This window comes from Methanomassiliicoccus luminyensis B10, assembly GCF_000308215.1.
GTDB classification, from domain to species: Archaea; Thermoplasmatota; Thermoplasmata; order Methanomassiliicoccales; family Methanomassiliicoccaceae; genus Methanomassiliicoccus; species Methanomassiliicoccus luminyensis.
In genome coordinates this window covers 61,603-79,795 of sequence record NZ_CAJE01000003.1, presented here as the reverse complement: position 1 = coordinate 79,795, position 18,193 = coordinate 61,603, and the positions used below count along the sequence as shown (strand labels likewise).

Annotated in this window: 16 protein-coding genes; 7 read left to right on the top strand and 9 right to left on the bottom strand. The window is 56.5% G+C overall.

Features of this window, described 5'->3' with window-relative positions:
• Nucleotides 1-137 precede the first annotated feature (137 nt).
• Together pstC and WYS_RS00600 are read right to left on the bottom strand one after the other, a co-directional pair.
• A complete protein-coding gene (gene pstC, locus WYS_RS00605) occupies nt 138-3,353 on the bottom strand; it encodes a phosphate ABC transporter permease subunit PstC (RefSeq protein ID WP_019176221.1) in 3,216 nt (1,071 codons plus the stop codon).
• Between the two features lie 389 nt (nt 3,354-3,742).
• Nucleotides 3,743-4,810, bottom strand: a complete 1,068-nt coding sequence (locus WYS_RS00600) for a substrate-binding domain-containing protein (protein ID WP_019176220.1) — start codon at nt 4,808-4,810, stop codon at nt 3,743-3,745.
• 241 nt (nt 4,811-5,051) lie between these two features.
• Between WYS_RS00600 and WYS_RS13810 the strand changes: the two genes are divergently transcribed.
• From WYS_RS13810 to WYS_RS00585, 3 genes are read left to right on the top strand one after another with little or no spacing between them, the layout of a single operon-like run.
• Complete coding sequence (locus WYS_RS13810; protein ID WP_019176219.1) at nt 5,052-6,800, top strand: type II/IV secretion system ATPase subunit; 1,749 nt, start codon at nt 5,052-5,054, stop codon at nt 6,798-6,800.
• 9 nt (nt 6,801-6,809) lie between these two features.
• The gene (locus WYS_RS00590) at nt 6,810-7,742 is read left to right on the top strand and encodes a type II secretion system F family protein (RefSeq protein WP_019176218.1); all 933 of its coding nucleotides are present in this window, start codon (nt 6,810-6,812) and stop codon (nt 7,740-7,742) included.
• A 19-nt stretch (nt 7,743-7,761) separates the two neighbouring features.
• Nucleotides 7,762-9,132: a type II secretion system F family protein gene (locus WYS_RS00585; RefSeq protein ID WP_162137666.1), complete on the top strand. Its 1,371-nt coding sequence runs from the start codon at nt 7,762-7,764 to the stop codon at nt 9,130-9,132.
• Nucleotides 9,133-9,229: 97 nt separating this feature from the next.
• Here the strand turns inward: WYS_RS00585 and WYS_RS00580 are convergent, their stop codons facing one another.
• Together WYS_RS00580 and WYS_RS00575 are read right to left on the bottom strand one after the other, a co-directional pair.
• The gene (locus tag WYS_RS00580) at nt 9,230-10,222 is read right to left on the bottom strand and encodes a hypothetical protein (protein WP_019176216.1); all 993 of its coding nucleotides are present in this window, start codon (nt 10,220-10,222) and stop codon (nt 9,230-9,232) included.
• Between the two features lie 14 nt (nt 10,223-10,236).
• Complete coding sequence (locus WYS_RS00575; protein ID WP_019176215.1) at nt 10,237-10,857, bottom strand: hypothetical protein; 621 nt, start codon at nt 10,855-10,857, stop codon at nt 10,237-10,239.
• 137 nt (nt 10,858-10,994) lie between these two features.
• On the opposite strand from WYS_RS00575, the gene WYS_RS00570 reads away from it, so the two are divergent.
• Nucleotides 10,995-11,852, top strand: coding sequence for a type IV pilin N-terminal domain-containing protein (locus tag WYS_RS00570; RefSeq protein ID WP_019176214.1), 858 nt, complete (start codon nt 10,995-10,997; stop codon nt 11,850-11,852).
• Nucleotides 11,853-11,890: 38 nt separating this feature from the next.
• On the opposite strand, the gene ppcA is transcribed toward WYS_RS00570, so the two are convergent.
• Entirely contained in the window at nt 11,891-13,363 is a 1,473-nt protein-coding gene (ppcA, locus tag WYS_RS00565; RefSeq protein WP_019176213.1) for a phosphoenolpyruvate carboxylase, read from the bottom strand.
• A 131-nt stretch (nt 13,364-13,494) separates the two neighbouring features.
• Here ppcA and WYS_RS00560 point away from each other — a divergent pair, with 131 nt between their 5' ends.
• Both WYS_RS00560 and WYS_RS00555 read left to right on the top strand, forming a co-directional pair.
• Entirely contained in the window at nt 13,495-13,779 is a 285-nt protein-coding gene (locus WYS_RS00560) for a hypothetical protein (protein ID WP_147654542.1), read from the top strand.
• Nucleotides 13,751-14,248 (top strand): type II toxin-antitoxin system VapC family toxin, encoded by a 498-nt coding sequence (locus WYS_RS00555; protein WP_081579748.1) that lies wholly within the window; start codon nt 13,751-13,753, stop codon nt 14,246-14,248. Before WYS_RS00560 ends, WYS_RS00555 begins: the two co-directional genes overlap by 29 nt.
• A gap of 30 nt (nt 14,249-14,278) precedes the next feature.
• Here the strand turns inward: WYS_RS00555 and purH are convergent, their stop codons facing one another.
• The 4 genes from purH to WYS_RS16200 form a co-directional block, all read right to left on the bottom strand.
• Complete coding sequence (gene purH / locus WYS_RS00550) at nt 14,279-15,856, bottom strand: bifunctional phosphoribosylaminoimidazolecarboxamide formyltransferase/IMP cyclohydrolase (protein WP_019176210.1); 1,578 nt, start codon at nt 15,854-15,856, stop codon at nt 14,279-14,281.
• 95 nt (nt 15,857-15,951) lie between these two features.
• The gene (locus tag WYS_RS00545) at nt 15,952-16,299 is read right to left on the bottom strand and encodes a hypothetical protein (RefSeq protein WP_019176209.1); all 348 of its coding nucleotides are present in this window, start codon (nt 16,297-16,299) and stop codon (nt 15,952-15,954) included.
• 95 nt (nt 16,300-16,394) lie between these two features.
• Nucleotides 16,395-16,571 (bottom strand): hypothetical protein, encoded by a 177-nt coding sequence (locus tag WYS_RS15815; RefSeq protein ID WP_155897720.1) that lies wholly within the window; start codon nt 16,569-16,571, stop codon nt 16,395-16,397.
• Between the two features lie 138 nt (nt 16,572-16,709).
• Complete coding sequence (locus WYS_RS16200) at nt 16,710-17,045, bottom strand: hypothetical protein (protein ID WP_019176207.1); 336 nt, start codon at nt 17,043-17,045, stop codon at nt 16,710-16,712.
• 147 nt (nt 17,046-17,192) lie between these two features.
• Between WYS_RS16200 and WYS_RS16195 the strand changes: the two genes are divergently transcribed.
• On the top strand, nt 17,193-17,969 hold the full coding sequence (locus WYS_RS16195; protein WP_019176206.1) for a dihydropteroate synthase: 777 nt from the start codon (nt 17,193-17,195) through the stop codon (nt 17,967-17,969).
• Nucleotides 17,970-18,193 lie beyond the last annotated feature (224 nt).

Here is an 18,193-nt window from a genome sequence, read left to right as displayed (position 1 = left end):
GCTTGCGGCCACCTTCCTTTCTTTATATCTTATAACGCAGGGCCGAACCTCGTCTTTCATAAAAGCGGTTCATGGTCAATCGGCTGAGCCTCGTCAGTAGCCTTTCTCCATCTCTTTGTCATCAATCGTTCTGCAGATCACCACGATTTGTTCCCGAGATCGATTCCCATATGCTTCTGTGACCTGGAGGCTATCAGCCTGGCCGCCAGATTCAGTACTATGATAATCATGATCAGTACGAAGGCCGCCGCGTAGAGCTTTTCACCGACTTCTGGATGCAAGAAAGAGTAATTGAAATATTTGTAGATCATGTTCGGCAGCGATGCCGCCGACATGAACAAGCTGTCGGTAAGCATCGCAGCATAGCCAGCAGTGAGGATGATGGCTGCCGTTTCGCCTATCGTCCTGCCGATAGCGATAATCACCCCGCTCGATATCGATGAGAACGAGACCGGCAGTATAACGTTCTTTATCGTGGCCCACTTGGAGACCCCCAGGGCATATGATGCCTCTCGGAAGGTGCCCGGGACCGATTTGAGGCCCTCGGTAGCGCTCATGAATATGAGGGGCATGGCCATGAGCGCCAGCGTAAGTCCACCTGCGATGAGGGAGAACCCCAAGCCCAAGTACAGCACGAACAGCATGAAACCGAACCCTCCGTAGATGATGGAGGGTGTACTGGCAAGAGTGCTCGTGGCAAAGGAGGTCATCCGAATGATGAGACCGTTCTTGTTGGCATACTCGTTCGAGTAAATGGCCGCGAGTACCGCTATTGGGGCTGACAATCCTATGGCTATCGCCACTAAGGCAAGAGAACCGGTGATGGCATTCAGGAAGCCTCCTCCCTCTGTGCCCGACCCAAACTCCGCCTCCAACAAGTACGAGAGCCTGAGTGAGCTGCCTCCCCTGATGATCACATCCCCCATGATGTACGCTACAATCACCATGAGGATGGCGGCACAGGCGTACAGGCACCATTTAGCATATTTGTCGAACCGAGCGTTTCGTTCACTCGGTTTGAACATGCTTCTGATGTCCACATATCTTCCCCTTTTAGCCAACTTTGCAGCGATGACCTTTTTAACCCCTTTGAACCGCTTGAACAGGAAGTTCGTCCGGCGGCTACCGTGCTCCCTAGTGACACTGAGGACCACCAGATTGAGGACGAAGACAATAAGGAAGAGTATCAGGGCGATAGCGAAGAGGCCATGCCTGGATGTATCGTATGCGTATGTCTCCCCGAACTGCGAGGCAATCGCCGAGGTCATGGTGCCGACGCTGTCGAAGATGCTGCCCGGGATCCTGGACGTGCATCCCATTATCATGAGCACGGCCATAGTTTCCCCTATGGCTCTGCCCATGCCCAGCACCACCGAGGCGATCACGCCCGATCTGGCCTTCACCATCACCACCCTTCGTATGGTCTGCCACTTAGTCGCTCCGGTCGCCAGCGAGGCGTCCTTAAGGTCCGATGGCACTGCGTACATCGCATCGTATGAAAGGGTCATTATTATCGGGAAGATCATTATGGACAACACGATCGAGGCGGTGAATATCGATGGGGACATGTACGAACTTTCGGAATGAAAAAATGGAATGACGGAACCCAGGGTCGAACTGACGAACGGATAGAGGTTGGTCGATAACATTGGTCCTAGTGTCAATCCTCCCCATAGGCCGTAGACGACCGACGGGATACCTGCCAGGATTTCCATAATCGGTTTTATCACTTTTCGAAGCCGACCCGGTGCGTACTCCACCAAGAAGATCGCACTTCCCAGGGCTAATGGCACGGCGAAGAGAAGAGCGAACGCAACCGTTATAGCCGTTCCCGCCAGGAATCCCGCCATCCCGAAGGATTGCGTGCTCCCGGTCGTTCTGAACCCCATGGTCAGTTCCGAATCTCCTGTTAACTCCTCGGACGCGGACACGAGCAGGGTGACCATGGCGGTGCCATTGTTGTCAAGCTTTATCCGATTCCACTCGGTCGTGAGCGGGATCTCGGTCCCGTTGACGGTCGCCGTCACAGAGCATCCTTCCGGAATGGAGGTCAACATGGTGTAGGGCGCACGATTGTCCGCTCCCACCACGACAGTCCATTCCATGACCGTGCCGGGGTGGAGCGGCAGGGTCCAATCGTTCAGCGACCAGGCATACCTAACTGACTGATAGTCGAAGACCAGATTGTAAATCTCTTGAACATCCGTACCATTAATGGTGATGTCGACCCTGACATTATATATACCACCCTCCAACTTCAGGAAGCGAGGTATGAGGGAGTAGTTACCAACCTCCCCTGCCCCCAGGTAGGAATAGCCTTCACTCAGCGAGTAATTCCAACTAGATGTACCCCTTATGGATGGGCGGAAATGGTCCGACGCCGTCACTACGAAGGTGATGTTGCATCCCTCAGTGCCGGTGTTGGTTACGCTGAACGGAAAAGAGCCCGTTGACCCTTCGGGGCCGGTTTTGATGGTCTTCTCGCCCTCATGATCAAGTTCTATGCCTGCATTCGATGCTTCCAGTCTAATATCTACGCCCCTCTTCCCGCCGTTATCGCCATCCACTTGTACTTCGACATCAAATGAACCCTGCGTGTGTGAGCACAAGATCAGCGGGACCTCCGACGCGCTGCTGCCGTTGACCGTTACGATGTCCTGGGAAAGTCGGCATTCGACCTCGGGGCCTGCGACCACGCTGATGCTGTACCGATCCCCTAGGGCGCCTTTGTTAATTATGATAAGAGATAGTATGGCATCTACACCAGGCTGGACGTGCACGACGCTGTTGTTCGTGCTCACGTCGAAATCGTATTGCAGGATCACCATGGGGATGTAGAGATGACCTTCGGTGTCAGGGTCATAGTGAGCTGACCAACTGGTGGAGGTCAGCATCTCTATCGGATCGTTCTCCATCATGCCCATCATCCCCTCGCTGCCTATGAGGGCGACGATGAGAAAGACGGCCGCTATCATGGTCGCGGTAGACCCGAAGAGGATGGGCTTGATGGCCCTCTCCCCAAGGAAGCAGATTGCCGCCATTATTGCCTCCATGAGAGCCAGGGCCCCCATGAAGAGGAGGGGCGCCAGCGAAGGAACCTTGTCAATATTGAGAAGCCTGTTGGGTTCAACCAGCAGGGCTAGGAGCAGTACTATGAAAAATGGCAGTTGCCACATGAATAAGAACAATTTGGCGTTGTCCCTTGCATAGATGAGAATGATTGCCTCGCAGACCACAATCACGGGCAGGATGAACACCAGGCCCAAGGAATTCACATATATTGATAGAAGAATAATGGTCAGGAGATGAAGTGGGAGAATAAGCCCCATTATCTTTTTTTCCGAGATGGCCATTCAGGATTACGCACAAACATAAGATAGTTAATACCTGCCAATTGTTTATATATAACGTCAATAGATTATTTACAGGAACCATCAAGAGACACCCATTCTGCCCGACGCGGGGTTATGTTCCCTATTGCACATGGAGCGCTCTACAGAGGTCGCCACGCTAAGAGAGGGCATCAACGCCGAGCACACAATCATACATCTGATGATACGAGATGTTTGCCGATTGTTCGACTATTTAGCTATTATTACATGGACTACTCATAGGCCGTGGATTTAAAAGGAAGTATGTAGACCATAATGCAATAGAATCAACTTGGAAGCCCCAGGGACCTCATTGGGATATATATGTAAAAAAATTGAGAAAAGGGTTTGGAACTTGCCTCTCTGTCTGCTTAAGCGTACAGAGAGATGTAGCCTTCGGCGGAACAGATGGCCACGTTGTTGGTCTCATCGAGGATGTAGTCGATGAAGGTCTTGACGATGCCACTGGGGGCACCATTGGTCAGGACGACCAGGGGCCTGGAGCCATCATAGCCCTCAGGATCATTCTTGTCGGCAAGCTCCGCTTCCACGCTCTCAGGGGTGCACTCCACGCCGTTGAGCCAGAAGGACATCAGACCACTGTTAGAAGCAGCCATCCCATAGGAGGTGAAACCTATACCGTCCTCGTCAGCGCTGACCGCCTGGATCATGCCTGGGTTGCCGTCCTTGCCCTCAGCCTCACAGAATTTGGGGAGCTGCTTGTCAGAAGCGCCCATAACCTTCTGGACGAAGCCTTCCTCGGTGCCGGACTCCTCAGACCTCTGGTAGGTATTAATGGGGGCGTCAGCATCCTCACCAGTGTAGGTGCCACCAAGAGCAACAACGAGCTCACCCCAGGTGTCAATCGAAGTGGTGGTTGCCTCAACGAGGGTCTTGTCGTCGGAAGTCTTATAAGCCACACCATAGACTCCCATGATGTCCGCGGTCTCCATTGCCTCCAACATCGCATCGGTGATCCCGTGCTTCTCCGCAGCCTTGTCGGAGATGATGATGACAACGCCATCGTGGGCGATGGTGGTGGCCACGATAGAGGGATAGGTTTCACCGTCGGTCCAGGCCTTGGAAATCATGCCGATGTCAGCAGTCCCAGTGGTGACACCGGTGACGCCAGCGCCGGACCCGCCGCCCTGAACGGTAATCTTAACCTGCGGGTTTATGTTCATGAAGTTCTTAGCCGCGAGATCCATCATCGGATAGACAGTGGTGCTTCCGGCAACCTTAATCTTTCCAGTAAGGGTGTCGTCACCGATGTCTACGGTCCCGAGCTTTTCGGACTGATCGTCCTGCCAGCTTTGCATGATCGCCCAGAAGGCGACGGCGGAAGCGACCGCCACGAGCACCAGCAGAATGGTGGCGATGACCGGGGAGACGGCCTTCAGGTCGCTCCTCATCTTCCTCATAGATTTGTTCTTTATCATATTCTCACTCCATTTCTTCCCGTGAAGACCCTGATGAGAACCTCATCGGGGGATTAGGGCCCCATCCGAGCCCGAAAAGCATCGAGGAGATAGGTCGCTCTTAGGCATTGTTCAAATGAAAAAAATAGGACAATTATGCGCTGGTGTTTAATTTCATTTTAAAATAATATATAGGGTAATGGATATCTATTTTCTCTATAGCTAATCCTTTAATAATGCTCCCTCATCGAATCGACAGGCTATGCTGGAGAACCTTTCGATCGCCGTTAAGTCTAGAAGTTCAAAACGCAGATCCGAGGATTCGCAGGGGAGGCTGCCCCTAGAAGTAAGGGATAGGGAGCTTCTAATAAAGAAGGCCTCTGAGCTTGACGAGAGGTACCTGCAAAAGCCGGAGCTCTCGGAGAACGATCTCATCCAAGAGGTCATGGCATACATGCGAAAGGTGCGGGACAAGAAGAAGTACGATATCAACATTACGTACCCTATCGCCCCTCCCTTCGCGTTTGTCAATATTATCTTCAATAAGGCCGAGGGTGAGTTCAATTACATAGTCAAGGAGCCCAGGCTCAAGGACGGGGAGAAGGGGACCATCGCTCTGCTGAGGTCGAAGCTCGAGGCCACCATGGACAACGAGGAGGTCCCGGTGATTGAGGGTGAGATCTTCACCGAGTCGAAGGTGCTGAGGGAGTACCTCAAGACGAGGTACGAGGACATCATCGACCTCTACGACGTGGACATCGAAGAGAGACGGAAGCCTGTACTGCTATACTACCTGGAAAGAGAACTGCTAGGCCTGGGTCGCAGCGATCCGGTGCTGAAGGACCCCTTCATCGAGGATATTAGCTGCAACGGGCCGCACATCCCCATCTATATCTTCCACCGCATCTTCGGCTCCATGAAGACCAACGTGGCCTACGAGAGCGATGTCGAGCTCAATAGGTATGTCATCAAGCTGGCCCAGATCTCGGGCAAGCATGTTTCCATCTACGCGCCAATCCTCGACGCCACTCTTCTGGACGGTAGCAGGATAAACCTGACCCTGGGCTCCGAGGTCACCAAGAAGGGTTCCACCTTCACCATCCGAAAGTTCTCCAAGGACCCCATCTCGCCCATCGATCTCATCCGCTTCTCCTCGGTGTCGCACCTGCAAATGGCATATTTCTGGACGATTATTGAGAGCAAGAAGTCCCTGCTGGTCTCCGGGGGCACCGCCAGTGGAAAGACCACACTGCTGAACGCCATATGCATGTTCATCCGCCCCGAGGACAAGATCGTCTCCATCGAGGACACCCCGGAAATCCACATCGACCACCCCAACTGGATCCAATCCGTGTCCCGCCAGGGGTATGGTGCCGGGGCTTCCGGAACGAGTGTTTCAGGCGTGGGCGGCGGCGGTGGCGGCAGACCGGGAGATGTCACCCTATTCGACCTGCTAGTAGCAGGACTGAGGCAAAGGCCAGAATATGTCATTGTAGGCGAGGTCCGTGGCAAAGAGGCGTTCACGCTCTTCCAGGCCATTTCGGTGGGCCATGCTTCCATGAGCACCATCCATGCCGGCACCATCGACGAGCTGCTGCACCGTGTGGAGAACGAGCCGATGAACATCCCCAGGGTGCTGTTCCAGAGCCTGGATTGTGTGGCCTTCCAAGGCCAGGTCGTGGTCGGCAACCGGCGCATGAGGCGGATAAAGTCGATCGTAGAAATCCTGGATGTGGAAAAGGACACCAAGAACCTCCTCACCCATGACGTCTTTGTCTGGGACCCTAAGTCGGACAAGATGGTCTTCAGCGGCCGCAGTTTTCTTCTCGAGACCATCGCACGCGCGAGCGGCAAGACTGCCGACGCATTGCTGGAGGACATGAAGCGGAAGGAGCAATACTTGAAGCTGATGGACAAAAAGGGGATTAGCAACTACGAGCAGGTCAGCAAGGCCATCAACGATTACTATGTGAACCCCGCGGCCGCGATCATGGAGCTCGACGGCGCTTGAGGCGATGTTATGGCCCTCGCCTTGAGAACAAAGAAGGAGAAGGTTGTCAAGACGGATAAAAAGAGCTTCGCGGACAAGTACAATGCCTTGTGCTACCGGACATTAGGAAAGAGGTTGGAGCCGGACAACGATAAAACAGCCAAACTGGCAGCCAGGCTGCGCCAGGCCGATATGAACCTGACCCCTGGCATGTACCTGGCCCGCAACTATATAACCGCCCTGATCGTGGCGACCGCTTCCTTCTTTCCATACTTCTTCATCTTCGCCATGATGATCGATTCCGAGACATGGTTCGTTTTCACGCTCGCACTTACCGCTGTCAGCGGGGCGGGGACGCTCATGGTCTTCCCACTGGCCGTGACATCGCGTATATCCAATAAAGCTAGTAAGATAGAGCAGGAGCTCCCGTTCACGCTGAGCGAGCTGTCCATCCTCGCTTCCACCGGCCTCTCACCAGTAGAGATCGTAAGGAAGATAGCAAAGCGGGAGGAGAGCGTAGAGGTCTCCGGGGAGTTCAAGAGGGCCGTATATAAGATCGATATCGAGGGCAAGGACATAATCACTGCCCTTTCCGAGACTGCCAGGGACTCTCCGTCCAATGTGTTCCGAGAAACGATCTGGGATCTTGCGAACATGATACATCAGGGCGGCGACCTAGACGGCTATCTTAGGAACAAAGCGGACGACGTCATGAAGTCGAAGAGGTTCTCGCAGAAGGCGTACATCGAGCAACTGGCGACATACTCGGAGATTTACGTGACGTTGGTTCTCCTAGGCATACTGCTCATAGGTGTCGGCGCGTTCCTGGTAGATGCTTTGGGCATCAATGTGATGGGACTCACATCGGACATGCTGTTGCTCGGTCTGACCTTCGGGCTGTTGCCGATGGCTATAATTGTGATTGGTATCCTGGTATCCGCGACCTATTCGAGGACGGAATGATAACATGAACGTAAAAAAGGTGCTGGCCGTCCTCATCGCATTCGCCTTGGTAGGTGTATCCGCCATCACCATACCTTCTCCGGCAAGGGGTGATGAGACCAACGATTCTTCGATAGAGGTGATGTTCGTAAGTCCCGGGGAGAATACTACCATTACCAACCAAACGCCGATGATCGAGATATCTTACTATTCTCCAAGTGGCATTGACACGAAAAGTGTCATCCTTACCGTGAACGGGATTGATGTCACCGATTTCGACTACACTGATGTCAGAAGTGATGGCATATCGTACCAGGTAACTGAGATCTTTGAATTGGAGGACAAGAAGCAGAGCAATGTAAGCATAAGCCTCTACGATAAGGCAGGGAACCACATTGAAAAGACCTTTAGCTTCCTGGTAGATACTGAATATGTTGAGCCGGGGCCGGGGATCCAGGAGATCGCCGTATGGATTCTGGGAGCGCTCGGGATCGGGACGCTAGGCTTCGCTCTGGTCATCCTCTATCTCAAGGTGACGAGGAAGTTCACGTTCCGCAAATTCCTTGCCAAACACCCGATCCCAAAAAGACTGTTCTTGATGGTCATTCCCGGCATCGCGGCAATCCTATTCGTCCTCATCATGAGCTTGTTCGTTCTCAGTGATCCAAATGTGACCTCGTTCGCCCTCGAATACACGATGGTCGCCGCCCTTTTCATCGGCCTGCTCCCGTACGCCATCTACGCGCAGATCGAAAAGAGGACCATCGCCCGCTATGAACGGGCATTCTCCCAGTTCCTTTTCGAGATTGCCGATTCCATGCGAGGCGGTATAGACCCGTCTAAGGCGGTCATCGAACTTTCGAAGACGGACACCTCCATACTCAGCAAGCACCTGAAGATCGCGGCCAAAGGGATCGAGATGGGGAGACCGTTCGAGGAGATGATCATGGTAATGGTCAAGCCGATCGACAGCAAACTCGTCAAGCGCTATGCTTCATTAGTGGGAGAATCGGCCAAGGTGGGCGGCGAGATCTCGCTGGTAGTTCACCGCGCCGCGAAAGACATGGATGACCTTATCAAAATCAGCACTGAGCGGACGCAGAGCCTGATGAGCCAAGCAACTACGATATACATTGCGTTCGGGGTTCTGATGATAATCGTCTATCAGCTCATAGGGCTGTACCCCGCGCTCGGGGACACGAGCTTCGGAATCGGCGACAGCAGCGGCTCAGTGAGCAAAATGTCGATCGAGACCATGAAGCACCGGTTCTTCGACCTGACTCTCATCCTATCCTTGGGTAACGGGGCCCTGATCGGCCTGTTCACCACGGGCAAGGTACAATATGGGCTCATGCATGGTCTGGTGATGGCCCTGATTACGATGCTCTTCTTCATGATGCTCGTCATCTGATGGCTCGTTACGGATCGACCCGGCAAGCCTGTCCAGGAATGCATCCACTGCAAGACCGAGCCCGTCCGAGCTAATGCCGTTCGCAGCCCAGGGCCCATCATACCTTCGTGGTTGGTAAATTCGTTGAAAGGACCACATCGCTCGGAGCGCCCTCGCACTCCGCTTCATCAGGCCGCACGTCGAACTCCGAGGAATCGAGAATGAGCTTCGCAGAATCCTCATCGACCTGCACGACGCGGGCCTTGACCGCATTGTCCAGCAGGTTGTCGGCCAGCTTGAGCAGCAACCGGGGGTTCCCTCCCGCCGCGGCGTTGATGACGGCGACGGCTTCCGAGGTGAATGGATACAGCACGTCGAGGTCGTCGACCAGCCTCTTGGCCAACAGTCTCTTGGCCAGCATCAGGCTGGCCTCCTGGTTGCTTAAGGGCGGTATCGTCAGTTTCCTGTTGATGCGCTCATTGAGGGTGGGGTGTGAAGCCATCACGCCGCGGAAGTACTTGTCGTCACCGCTCAGCACGATGAGCACGCCCGGCCGTATCTCATTGGTGATGACGTACAGAGTCTGCAAAAAGCGGTCCATGTCCTCCGTCTCGGGAAGGCGGTGCAAATCGTTGATGAGCAGGAAGGAGGGCGCGTTCTCGTTGAGGGCCTCGGCGATGGCGTGGCCGGCGCTCTCAGGGTCGTATTCCTTCAGGATGTTCTTGTTTATCTTCTGAAGGGCCTTGTACCACTTTGGCGCGAAGAGCTTGGAGCCGCCCTGCCGCTTGGCGTTCTCCATCATGGATTCCAGGACGCCGCGCACCATCAGCTGTGTTTCCATAGTGACGCCCCCGATAGCAAAGAACGCGTTCTTGGATAGTGCATCTTTTTTCAGCATGAGCAGGCGCTCGGTCTTTCCGGCCCCCAGTCCTCCCATTAAGGCGACCACGGCCTTGTTCTCCTTTTCCATGGTCTCGTCAGCGATGGTCCGCAGGTCCGCATCGATGCCCTGCATCACGTGGTATATGGCCACGTCCTCAAGGTTCTCGCTGGAGAGGTCACGGAATGGGTTCCCGCTGAGACCATACCTCTCATAGCCATTCTTTTCCATCGACGCACCCTCGGTCAGACCACACGGTATCTGAGGTCCACATTGATGTTCCCTTCCGTGTAGTTGTAGTAGATGTTGCGTTCAAAGGAGGAGCCGCTCATCCACTTCTCGATCCGCATGAACCTGGTGACGCCATCCGGCACGTCCCGGACGATGAACTGAATGATGCCGTCAGAGTGAAATCCAACCAAAGCCAGAAGCTCCTTGGAAAGGAGCTCGCTCTCCAGGAGCTGTACGATGATGGCCCCGCTGGATCGTGCTCCCAGGCGGATGCTCTCCAGAACGGTCCTGACCTCGGCGATGTCCTTTTCATGAACCAAATATGAAAGGGAATCGATGATCACCAGCGGTTTCGAGGGAAGGCACGCGCACAACGGCGCAAGGTCCAGCCCTTCGAACCGATGGGCCAACCTGCCAGAAAGGTCGCCCCACACGGGCAGCTGCTCCAGGAGGCCGGCGACCCCCGGGGGGCCGACATAGATAAGCTCCCGTCCCTGCCCGAGGGCGGTCCTGATGATCATATAGGCAAGGACGGCCTTGGGATGGTCGACCCCTCCCTCTATGGAGATGATGGTCCCATCTGGGACCTCATCGATGAATTGATTTAATCCAGGTACTTCTACGGCAACGCCCACGGTGATATCCAGATAGGCACCTTTCTTAACTTTAATGAAAATAGATTATTGAGAAATCATTTGTCTATGTGTGAGTACGGCCGCACAATGGTTCCTCTTCCATTCTTTTATGTCCGGCCCGATATTGAGAACGCCGGATGCGGCTGTTGAAGAAGGACCGCTCGGGCGTGTCCGAGATTGTAGGCGCGATGATGCTCGTCCTGATCGTGGTGATAGCGGCCAGCTCCCTGGCGGTATTCATTAGCCAATACCAGCAGTCCGCGCAGGCCCAGAAGCTGGACGATCAGAAGAAGTCACAGGAGAATATCCAAGTCACATCCATAGTGCCAATCAGCGGCACCGACTATGATGATAAAAAATGGAAATCTTTGAACTTCACCATAGCTAGTCTTCACAACGAGCGAACGGAGATAACTCGCATATCCATCAATGACCACATGATACGGAATTACGAAGTGTTGCGAGTGAACCCATCCTCCGGATCGCTCGAGAACGAGAAACATTCAGCCCAAAGCACGCTCAACCTCGCGCCGCGGGATGAGATCATCATCCATCTCGACGTCGAGGATCCCCTGGCCTTCTACATTCCCGGCGTCTCGCTCCTGACGAGCGGTTATGTCAAGATAGATATTACCACGGCCTGGTCGAACGGATTCTCCAAGACCTTTGCTCCTCCCTCCGCGGTGCTGACGGCGCCCTCACTGTCAAACTGGCTTAATAAATCAACAGGGAACCAAGAGTATTACATCGTCCTGAACGGCCGGAGTTCCGTCGCCTACGGCGGAGCCTATATCGTCAGCTGGAACTGGACCGTGACGAGCACGAACCTGACCGATTCCGACCCTAACACCAGAACAGTGGTCACTTACCTGACGGGCCCGGTGTGCAACTTCTACCTTCCCTTCAATAAGGACGCGACATACGCGGTGAACCTTACGGTGACGGACAATTACGGGATGGTGGGGAAGGGCTACTTCCCGCTGTATTATCTCTGACCGCACCGGGCATCGCCGGTGCGGTCTAATCCGTCCGCTCACCCCAGGAACCCACGCGCATTGGCAGCTTGCAGGATGCTCTCCTCCAGACCCTTGCCGGTGCTGTTGTGCACGTTCTCCAGGATGTACGCGGTGGTACGGCGGTGCGATTCGTCGATCTCGTAGTCGAGGCCTAGGCGGTCCACCGCCTTCTTCACCTTCTCCGGCAGCAGCCTCAGCGAGTCCGGGTTCAGGAACCGCAGGGCATCGCGCATGTTGGTGTCGAAATGGGGCGAGACGTCCCGAACGTAGTCGATGTCCCTGTCGCTGAGGGTGTCGAGCCCCAGGACCTCCGGCGGTATGCCAATGGAGTAGAAGGAGCAGCACAGGCCGATGGCGCGGGGCAGCTTCACCCCTTCCAGGCTGCGGGAGTACCCGAACAGCCCGATGTGCAGCTTCCTCTTCCTCCGGCGGGGAATGAAGTTGGAGACATCATTGATGAGCGGCGCCATCTTCATAAGGCTCTCCTTGTACGAGCCGGCGCACTTCCGGATGATCTCGCGGCAGCGCTCCTCATCGATGGGGGGCACTTTGCTCCTGGTGCCCTCGTTGAGCTTTCGTATGCCGTCCCTCACAAGATCGTGGGAGTAGTCGTACTTGAACGCGGATTGAGTGGTGAAGGTCTGCACCGAGGGGTACTCTTCCATCATGCTCTCCACGTTGTCGGGCTTGAGGTTTCCCCGGAACGGGGCGGAGCCCACGCCGATGATCGGATAGATGGGGATGCCCAGCTCCTGCTCCAGCTCCTGCAGGTTGAACAGCGCCACTTTGTTCATGAGGATGGCCCCGACCTGCCCGTAGTTCATGGCAGGGTCCGAGCGCGCCAGGAACACCCGCTGATAGTCCACGTCCTTGTCGGCGAGGTACTCCCTGGTGATGTTGTGAGCGTTCAGCATGTGCTCGAGATCCTCGAACAAGGGGATCACGTTCACCTTCTCCGGCTCGAAGGTGCCGATCCACTCGGCCAGGGTGATGTCGCCCTGGCTGAAGGACTCGTGCTGCTTGCCCACCACGAAGTCCTTGTAGTAGTGGTACACCCGGTTCAGCGACTTCGCCGAGGAGGTCATCGGCAATATGACCTCGAAGATCGGCGGGATGTTGTTCTTGTAGAACAGGTGGGCGGTGTCATAGGAGCGGGGGATGGACTCCAGCGTCTCCAGCAATATCTTGGCTTCGTCCTTCTCCACCGTGGGGTTCGGGACCCTCAAGGTAAGGAAGACGTCCTTGCCCAGCTGCTTCTCCCGGAAATACCACTCGTACTTCGACAGCAGCTTCTTGATGACGTAGCTGTCGACCTCCTTGCCCTCGAAGTCCCACATCTGCTCCTCGCAGTCGAGGTGGGAGAACACGTAGTAAGCCTCCTGGATCTCGTCCTCGCCCCCCATCTCGGGGGACTCGGCGAAGAAGGGCGGATTTACATTGTCGGGGTGCTGGGTGCTCATGCACCGCGGTATCTTCCGGTTCACGTTCATCACTAATGAGCAGTCAGAGATATATCTTTCGATGGCCGAACAGGATATTTCTCCGTTTTTCGTTCCATTTCTTCGACAGAGCCGCTCCTGCGCGCCGTGGGGGGCAGAAAGGGAGGGCGAACGGCAAAGCCTTGATGGCGCATGACGTCCATGTAGGAGCGATGCGGGACGGACCGGACAAGGAGATCATAGCGGCCCTGAGGGACCTCTCCGAGCGCCTGGGCAGGATAGAGACGCGCCTGGACGAGCTGGAGAGGAAGCTGGAGCGGCCAGAGGAAGCCCATGGCAAGGAGGGCCGCGACGACACATGCACTGAGTGCTCATCGCTGGTAGGCTGCCTGGAAGATTGCTGTGACGACCCCGAGGAGCTGAGGAAGAGGGTCAGGGATGTCCGCTCGTCAGACCGTGGTCATTGACACCAACGTCATCATCGACGCCTTCCTGCGCTCCAAGGACGTCCGGAGCCGCAGCTCGGTGGCGATACTCCGCGGCGTTGACCGAGGCGACTTCCTGGGCATCCTCCCGTCCCCGGTGCTCATCGAGATCTACTATGTCGTGCTGGACCTCACCAAGGACCCCAAGCGGGCCAGGAAGGTGATGGACACGCTCCTCGGCTCGGCGAACATGCGCGCGCAGAGCATCGACAAGGAGCACGCCATGGCCGCCATGGAGATCTACCGCGACACCAACTACTTCCATATGGGCCAGGGGGACAAGCTCGGCAAGAGGGACGACAACCTCTCGGTGGTGGACTGCGTCGTGCTGGCGGTGGGGCGCTGCCTCCCCGGGTCGATAGTATGCTCGAACGAGAGCAAGTTCTCCCGCATCAAGGGGGTCCGGACCATGAAGCCGTGGGAGCTGGTGGGCATAGAGACAGAAAAGTGAGAAAGGGGCCGAAGCCCCGCTGAAGCGGTTTCAGTGCCGGAACACCCGGGCCCCGGAGAACACCATGGCCATGTCGTGCTCGTTGGCGGCCTGGATGACCTCCTCGTCACGTATGGACCCGCCGGGCTGGATGATCGCCGTCGCCCCTGCCTTGGCGGCCTCGTCCACCCCGTCGCGGAAGGGGAAGAAGGCGTCCGATGCCATCACCGAGCCCTTGGCGTTCTCCCCGGCCTTGTGACCGGCGATGAACGACGAGTCCACCCGGGACATCTGACCGGCGCCTATCCCCACCACCCTCTCGCCCTTGGCGAGGATGACGGTGTTGGACCAGATGTGCTTGACCACGCGGTTGGCGAACAGCATGGCCTTGATCTCCTCCTCGGTGGGCTGTCTCTTGGTCACCACCCTGAGGTTCTCCCTGGTGACCTGGGAGTTGTCGGCCGTCTGCACCAGCATGCCGCCTTTGATGTACTTCATCTTGATCTTGGGAGCGTCGGCCAGCGTTATCGGCTGGTTGGTCCTCAGCAGGCGGATGTTCTTCTTCTTCATCATGATGTCCAGCGCGGCCGGCTCGAAGGACGGCGCCATGACCATCTCCACGAAGTGCTTGGAGATCTCTTCCGCGGTCCGAACGTCGCACTCCCGGTTCAGCCCGATGACGCACCCGAAGGCCGCCAGCGGGTCCACGTTGTACGCGGTGATGAAGGCGTCATAGATGTTGTCATCGCAGGCGATGCCGCAGGGGTTGGTGTGCTTGATCACCACGGCGCAGGCGCGGTCCTCGAACTCGCGCAGCAGGGAGAGCGCGGATTCGACGTCCAGCACGTTGTTGAACGATATCTCCTTGCCATGCAGCTTGTCCATCTTGGACACTGCCACGCCGGCAGTGAACGGGTCGGCGTAGAACGCCGCCGCCTGGGAGGGGTTCTCCCCGTACCGCAGGTCCTGCACCTTCTCCATGCCAAGGGTAAGGTAGTGAGGGAACTGCTCGGTGGGGAACACCCCCCCGAGGTACTGCGCGATCATGCTGTCGTACGCCGCGGTGGAGCGGAACGCCTCCAGCATCAGGCGCTTCAGCGTCTCCCCTCCCACGGATCCTCCGGAAGCGTTCATCTCGTCCAGTACCGGCTTGTAGCTGGCCGGGTCGGTGACCACCGCGACCGATCCGTAGTTCTTGGACGCCGCCCTGATCATGGACGGTCCGCCGATGTCGATGTTCTCGATGATCTCTTCCAGAGATACGTTGGGCTTGAGCACCGTCTGCCTGAAGGGATACAGGTTCACTACCACCATATCGATCTTCTTGATGCCCATCTTCCCCAGCTGTTCCATGTGCTCCGGCAGGTCCCTTCTCGCCAGCAGACCGGCGTGGATGTTGGGGTGCAGCGTCTTCACGCGTCCGTCCAGCATCTCCGGGAACCCCGTGACGTCGGAGATATTGACCGTCTTGATACCGCTCTTGTCCAGCAAAGCGGCGGTGCCGCCAGTGGAGATTATCTCGACGCCGTGGGCCTTTAACCCACGAGCGAAGTCAACGATGCCGTCCTTGTTAGAGACGCTGATGAGCGCACGTTCGATCTTAACCAAATTGGTGCCTCCAATCTTCATGAGGCAAGCTGTCAGAACAGATTGCCATCGCTATATGACTACAAGAAATATCAAGCTTATGAGGCGGGGGGGGCCGCCGCAGGGCGGAAAGGAGGTCAGGGAGCCTGCTCTTCTGACTTGAAGAGGTCGATCTTCTCCAGGAGGCGGAACAGCTCCATCATCGGGACCGCCACGGTCACCTTGTCCAGGACTATGCGTATGTTTCCGTCCACCATGAGCAGGTCCGCGACCTCCCTCCTCAAAGCTCCGGGGGCGAAGCTTTCCACCCAGCACAGGGTGCGGTCGATGTCCTCATCCTCGTCGTCGGGATCGCCGAAGGCGACCTCCACGATGGCGTCCTCCGCCACCGGCAGGTCCCCTTCCGGTCTGTCGAAGCCCTCATCCTCGAGCTCGACCTCGATCTGCTCTTCCTCTGTCGCCTTGTCTCTCTTGTCGGTCGCCATGATCGCACTTCCTTCGCGCCCACCGCAGTGAGCGGATATAACCGTTGACACCGGGGAGCACTGACAGAACATACATCACGTCCCGGTAGCGTCCGCTACCTCCGCTCCAGGAGATCCCGGTGAGCGGGGCAGGCGGTCCTCTTGACGCGGCCGCCCTTGACCGCGACCTCCGCGGCGGACCAGCCGATCATCTCCAGGTCGCCCTTGAAGCCCTCGGCGGAGGCACCGCAATAGCTGCAAACCATCCTGACGAACTGCATGTTGCCTTGCATGAGCACATACCGCGCGCGCTGAGGCGGTGCTCCGTTAACATCAACCGCATTCGGCTTTTTAAACTGTATATCCTGAGAATATAGAAAATTGGTAGTGACAGGAAAAAAGCGTCCTGTCAGGACATGAAAGGGAAGGCTTCAGCCCCCTCCCTCGATGAGGCCGGCCTGCCTCACCAGGAGGCGGACGGTCTTGAGAGGGATGGTCACGGTCATCCGATCCATGATCATGCAGACATTGCCGTGATGCACGAACAGGTCCGCCACCTGCCGGGTGAGCAGCCCGGGGACGAAGCTTTCCACCCAGCACAGGGTGCGTTCGACCTCGTCGCCCTCATCCTCGGGGTCGCCGAAGCACACCTCCACTATGGCGTTGCCCACCGCCACTACCGGTCCGTCGTCCTCCACATCGTCATCGTCGAACTCGATGTCCATCTCGTCCTCCTCTGCAGGCCTGCCGTTGTGCTGTTGTGCCATATCCGTTCTTCCTGCGCGCTATGCCGCGGCGAGCCATCCGGGCGAGGGGAGATGATGCTGCGCATGACACGTATACTGCGTCCCGGCGCCCCGGCCATGGGGAAAACATTTTCTAGCGATCATCGATTCCCACTTCCAGGCACGACCATGTACGTCATCAGCGAGAGGATCAACGGGCTGTTCACCTCGGTGGGCAAGGCCATCGACGGGAGAGACGCGAAGTTCATCCAGGAGCTCGCGGTGAAGCAGGTCGAGTGCGGCGCGCAGGCGCTTGACGTCAACGTCGGGCCGGGGCGCGAGGACGGCCCCGCGGCCATGGAGTGGCTCGTTCGCACGCTCCAGGAAGTGGCGGACGTGCCGCTGTCCCTGGACACCTCGGGGCCGAAGACCATGGAGGCGGGGCTGAAGGCGGCGAAGAACAGAGTCATCATGAACTCCACGACGGCCGAGGCGAAGAAGATGGAGAGGTTCTTCCCCCTGTGCAGGGAGTACGACGCCGAGATAATCTGCCTGTGCATGGACGAGAAGGGCGTTCCGAACTCCGCCGACGCCCGGGCCGAGATGGCAATGATCATGATGACCAAGGCGATGGAGTACGACATCATGCCCGACCGGCTGTACCTCGACCCCCTGGTGCTCCCGGTAGGCGCGGCCCAGGACCAGTCCAAGAAGATCATCCAGGCGGTGCAGATGTTCCAGGGGCTCAACGACCCCGCCCCCCGCACCGTGGTCGGCCTCAGCAACGTTTCCAACTGCACCAAGCAGCGCAGCCTCATAAACCGCACCTTCCTGGCCATGCTCATGGGCTCCGGCCTCACCGCCGCCATCCTCGACCCCGAGGACAAGGACCTCATGGACGTGCTGAAGGCGGGGGAACTGCTCATGAACGAGAAGCTGTACTGCGACGATTTCCTGCGGGCCTGACCGTTCCCGAGCCCCCGCCCGGTCCGGGCGTGCAACGGCATACCAATGAATATATGGTTAAAATAATATTTCATGGCAGGTAGAGGTCCGCCCTGTCCAGATGCGCCGGGACCTTCTTATTTTTCTGATCTAGGATTGTTATCCGACTAGATATTATTATGTCTTTTCTATAGAAAGATATTTAATCCGGTGGTTTCCAAGTAGGACCCCGAAACCCTTTTTTG

Coding starts and splice junctions, on each gene's coding strand:
- WYS_RS15815 (WP_155897720.1), bottom strand. CDS start 16,571: ATGCAAGGCAACATGCAGTTCGTCAGGATGGTTTGCAGCTATTGCGGT.
- WYS_RS16195 (WP_019176206.1), top strand. CDS start 17,193: ATGTACGTCATCAGCGAGAGGATCAACGGGCTGTTCACCTCGGTGGGC.
- ppcA (WP_019176213.1), bottom strand. CDS start 13,363: ATGAACGTGAACCGGAAGATACCGCGGTGCATGAGCACCCAGCACCCC.
- purH (WP_019176210.1), bottom strand. CDS start 15,856: ATGAAGATTGGAGGCACCAATTTGGTTAAGATCGAACGTGCGCTCATC.
- WYS_RS00580 (WP_019176216.1), bottom strand. CDS start 10,222: ATGGAAAAGAATGGCTATGAGAGGTATGGTCTCAGCGGGAACCCATTC.
- WYS_RS00600 (WP_019176220.1), bottom strand. CDS start 4,810: ATGATAAAGAACAAATCTATGAGGAAGATGAGGAGCGACCTGAAGGCC.
- pstC (WP_019176221.1), bottom strand. CDS start 3,353: ATGGCCATCTCGGAAAAAAAGATAATGGGGCTTATTCTCCCACTTCAT.
- WYS_RS00555 (WP_081579748.1), top strand. CDS start 13,751: ATGTCCGCTCGTCAGACCGTGGTCATTGACACCAACGTCATCATCGAC.
- WYS_RS16200 (WP_019176207.1), bottom strand. CDS start 17,045: ATGGCACAACAGCACAACGGCAGGCCTGCAGAGGAGGACGAGATGGAC.
- WYS_RS00545 (WP_019176209.1), bottom strand. CDS start 16,299: ATGGCGACCGACAAGAGAGACAAGGCGACAGAGGAAGAGCAGATCGAG.
- WYS_RS00590 (WP_019176218.1), top strand. CDS start 6,810: ATGGCCCTCGCCTTGAGAACAAAGAAGGAGAAGGTTGTCAAGACGGAT.
- WYS_RS00570 (WP_019176214.1), top strand. CDS start 10,995: ATGCGGCTGTTGAAGAAGGACCGCTCGGGCGTGTCCGAGATTGTAGGC.
- WYS_RS13810 (WP_019176219.1), top strand. CDS start 5,052: ATGCTGGAGAACCTTTCGATCGCCGTTAAGTCTAGAAGTTCAAAACGC.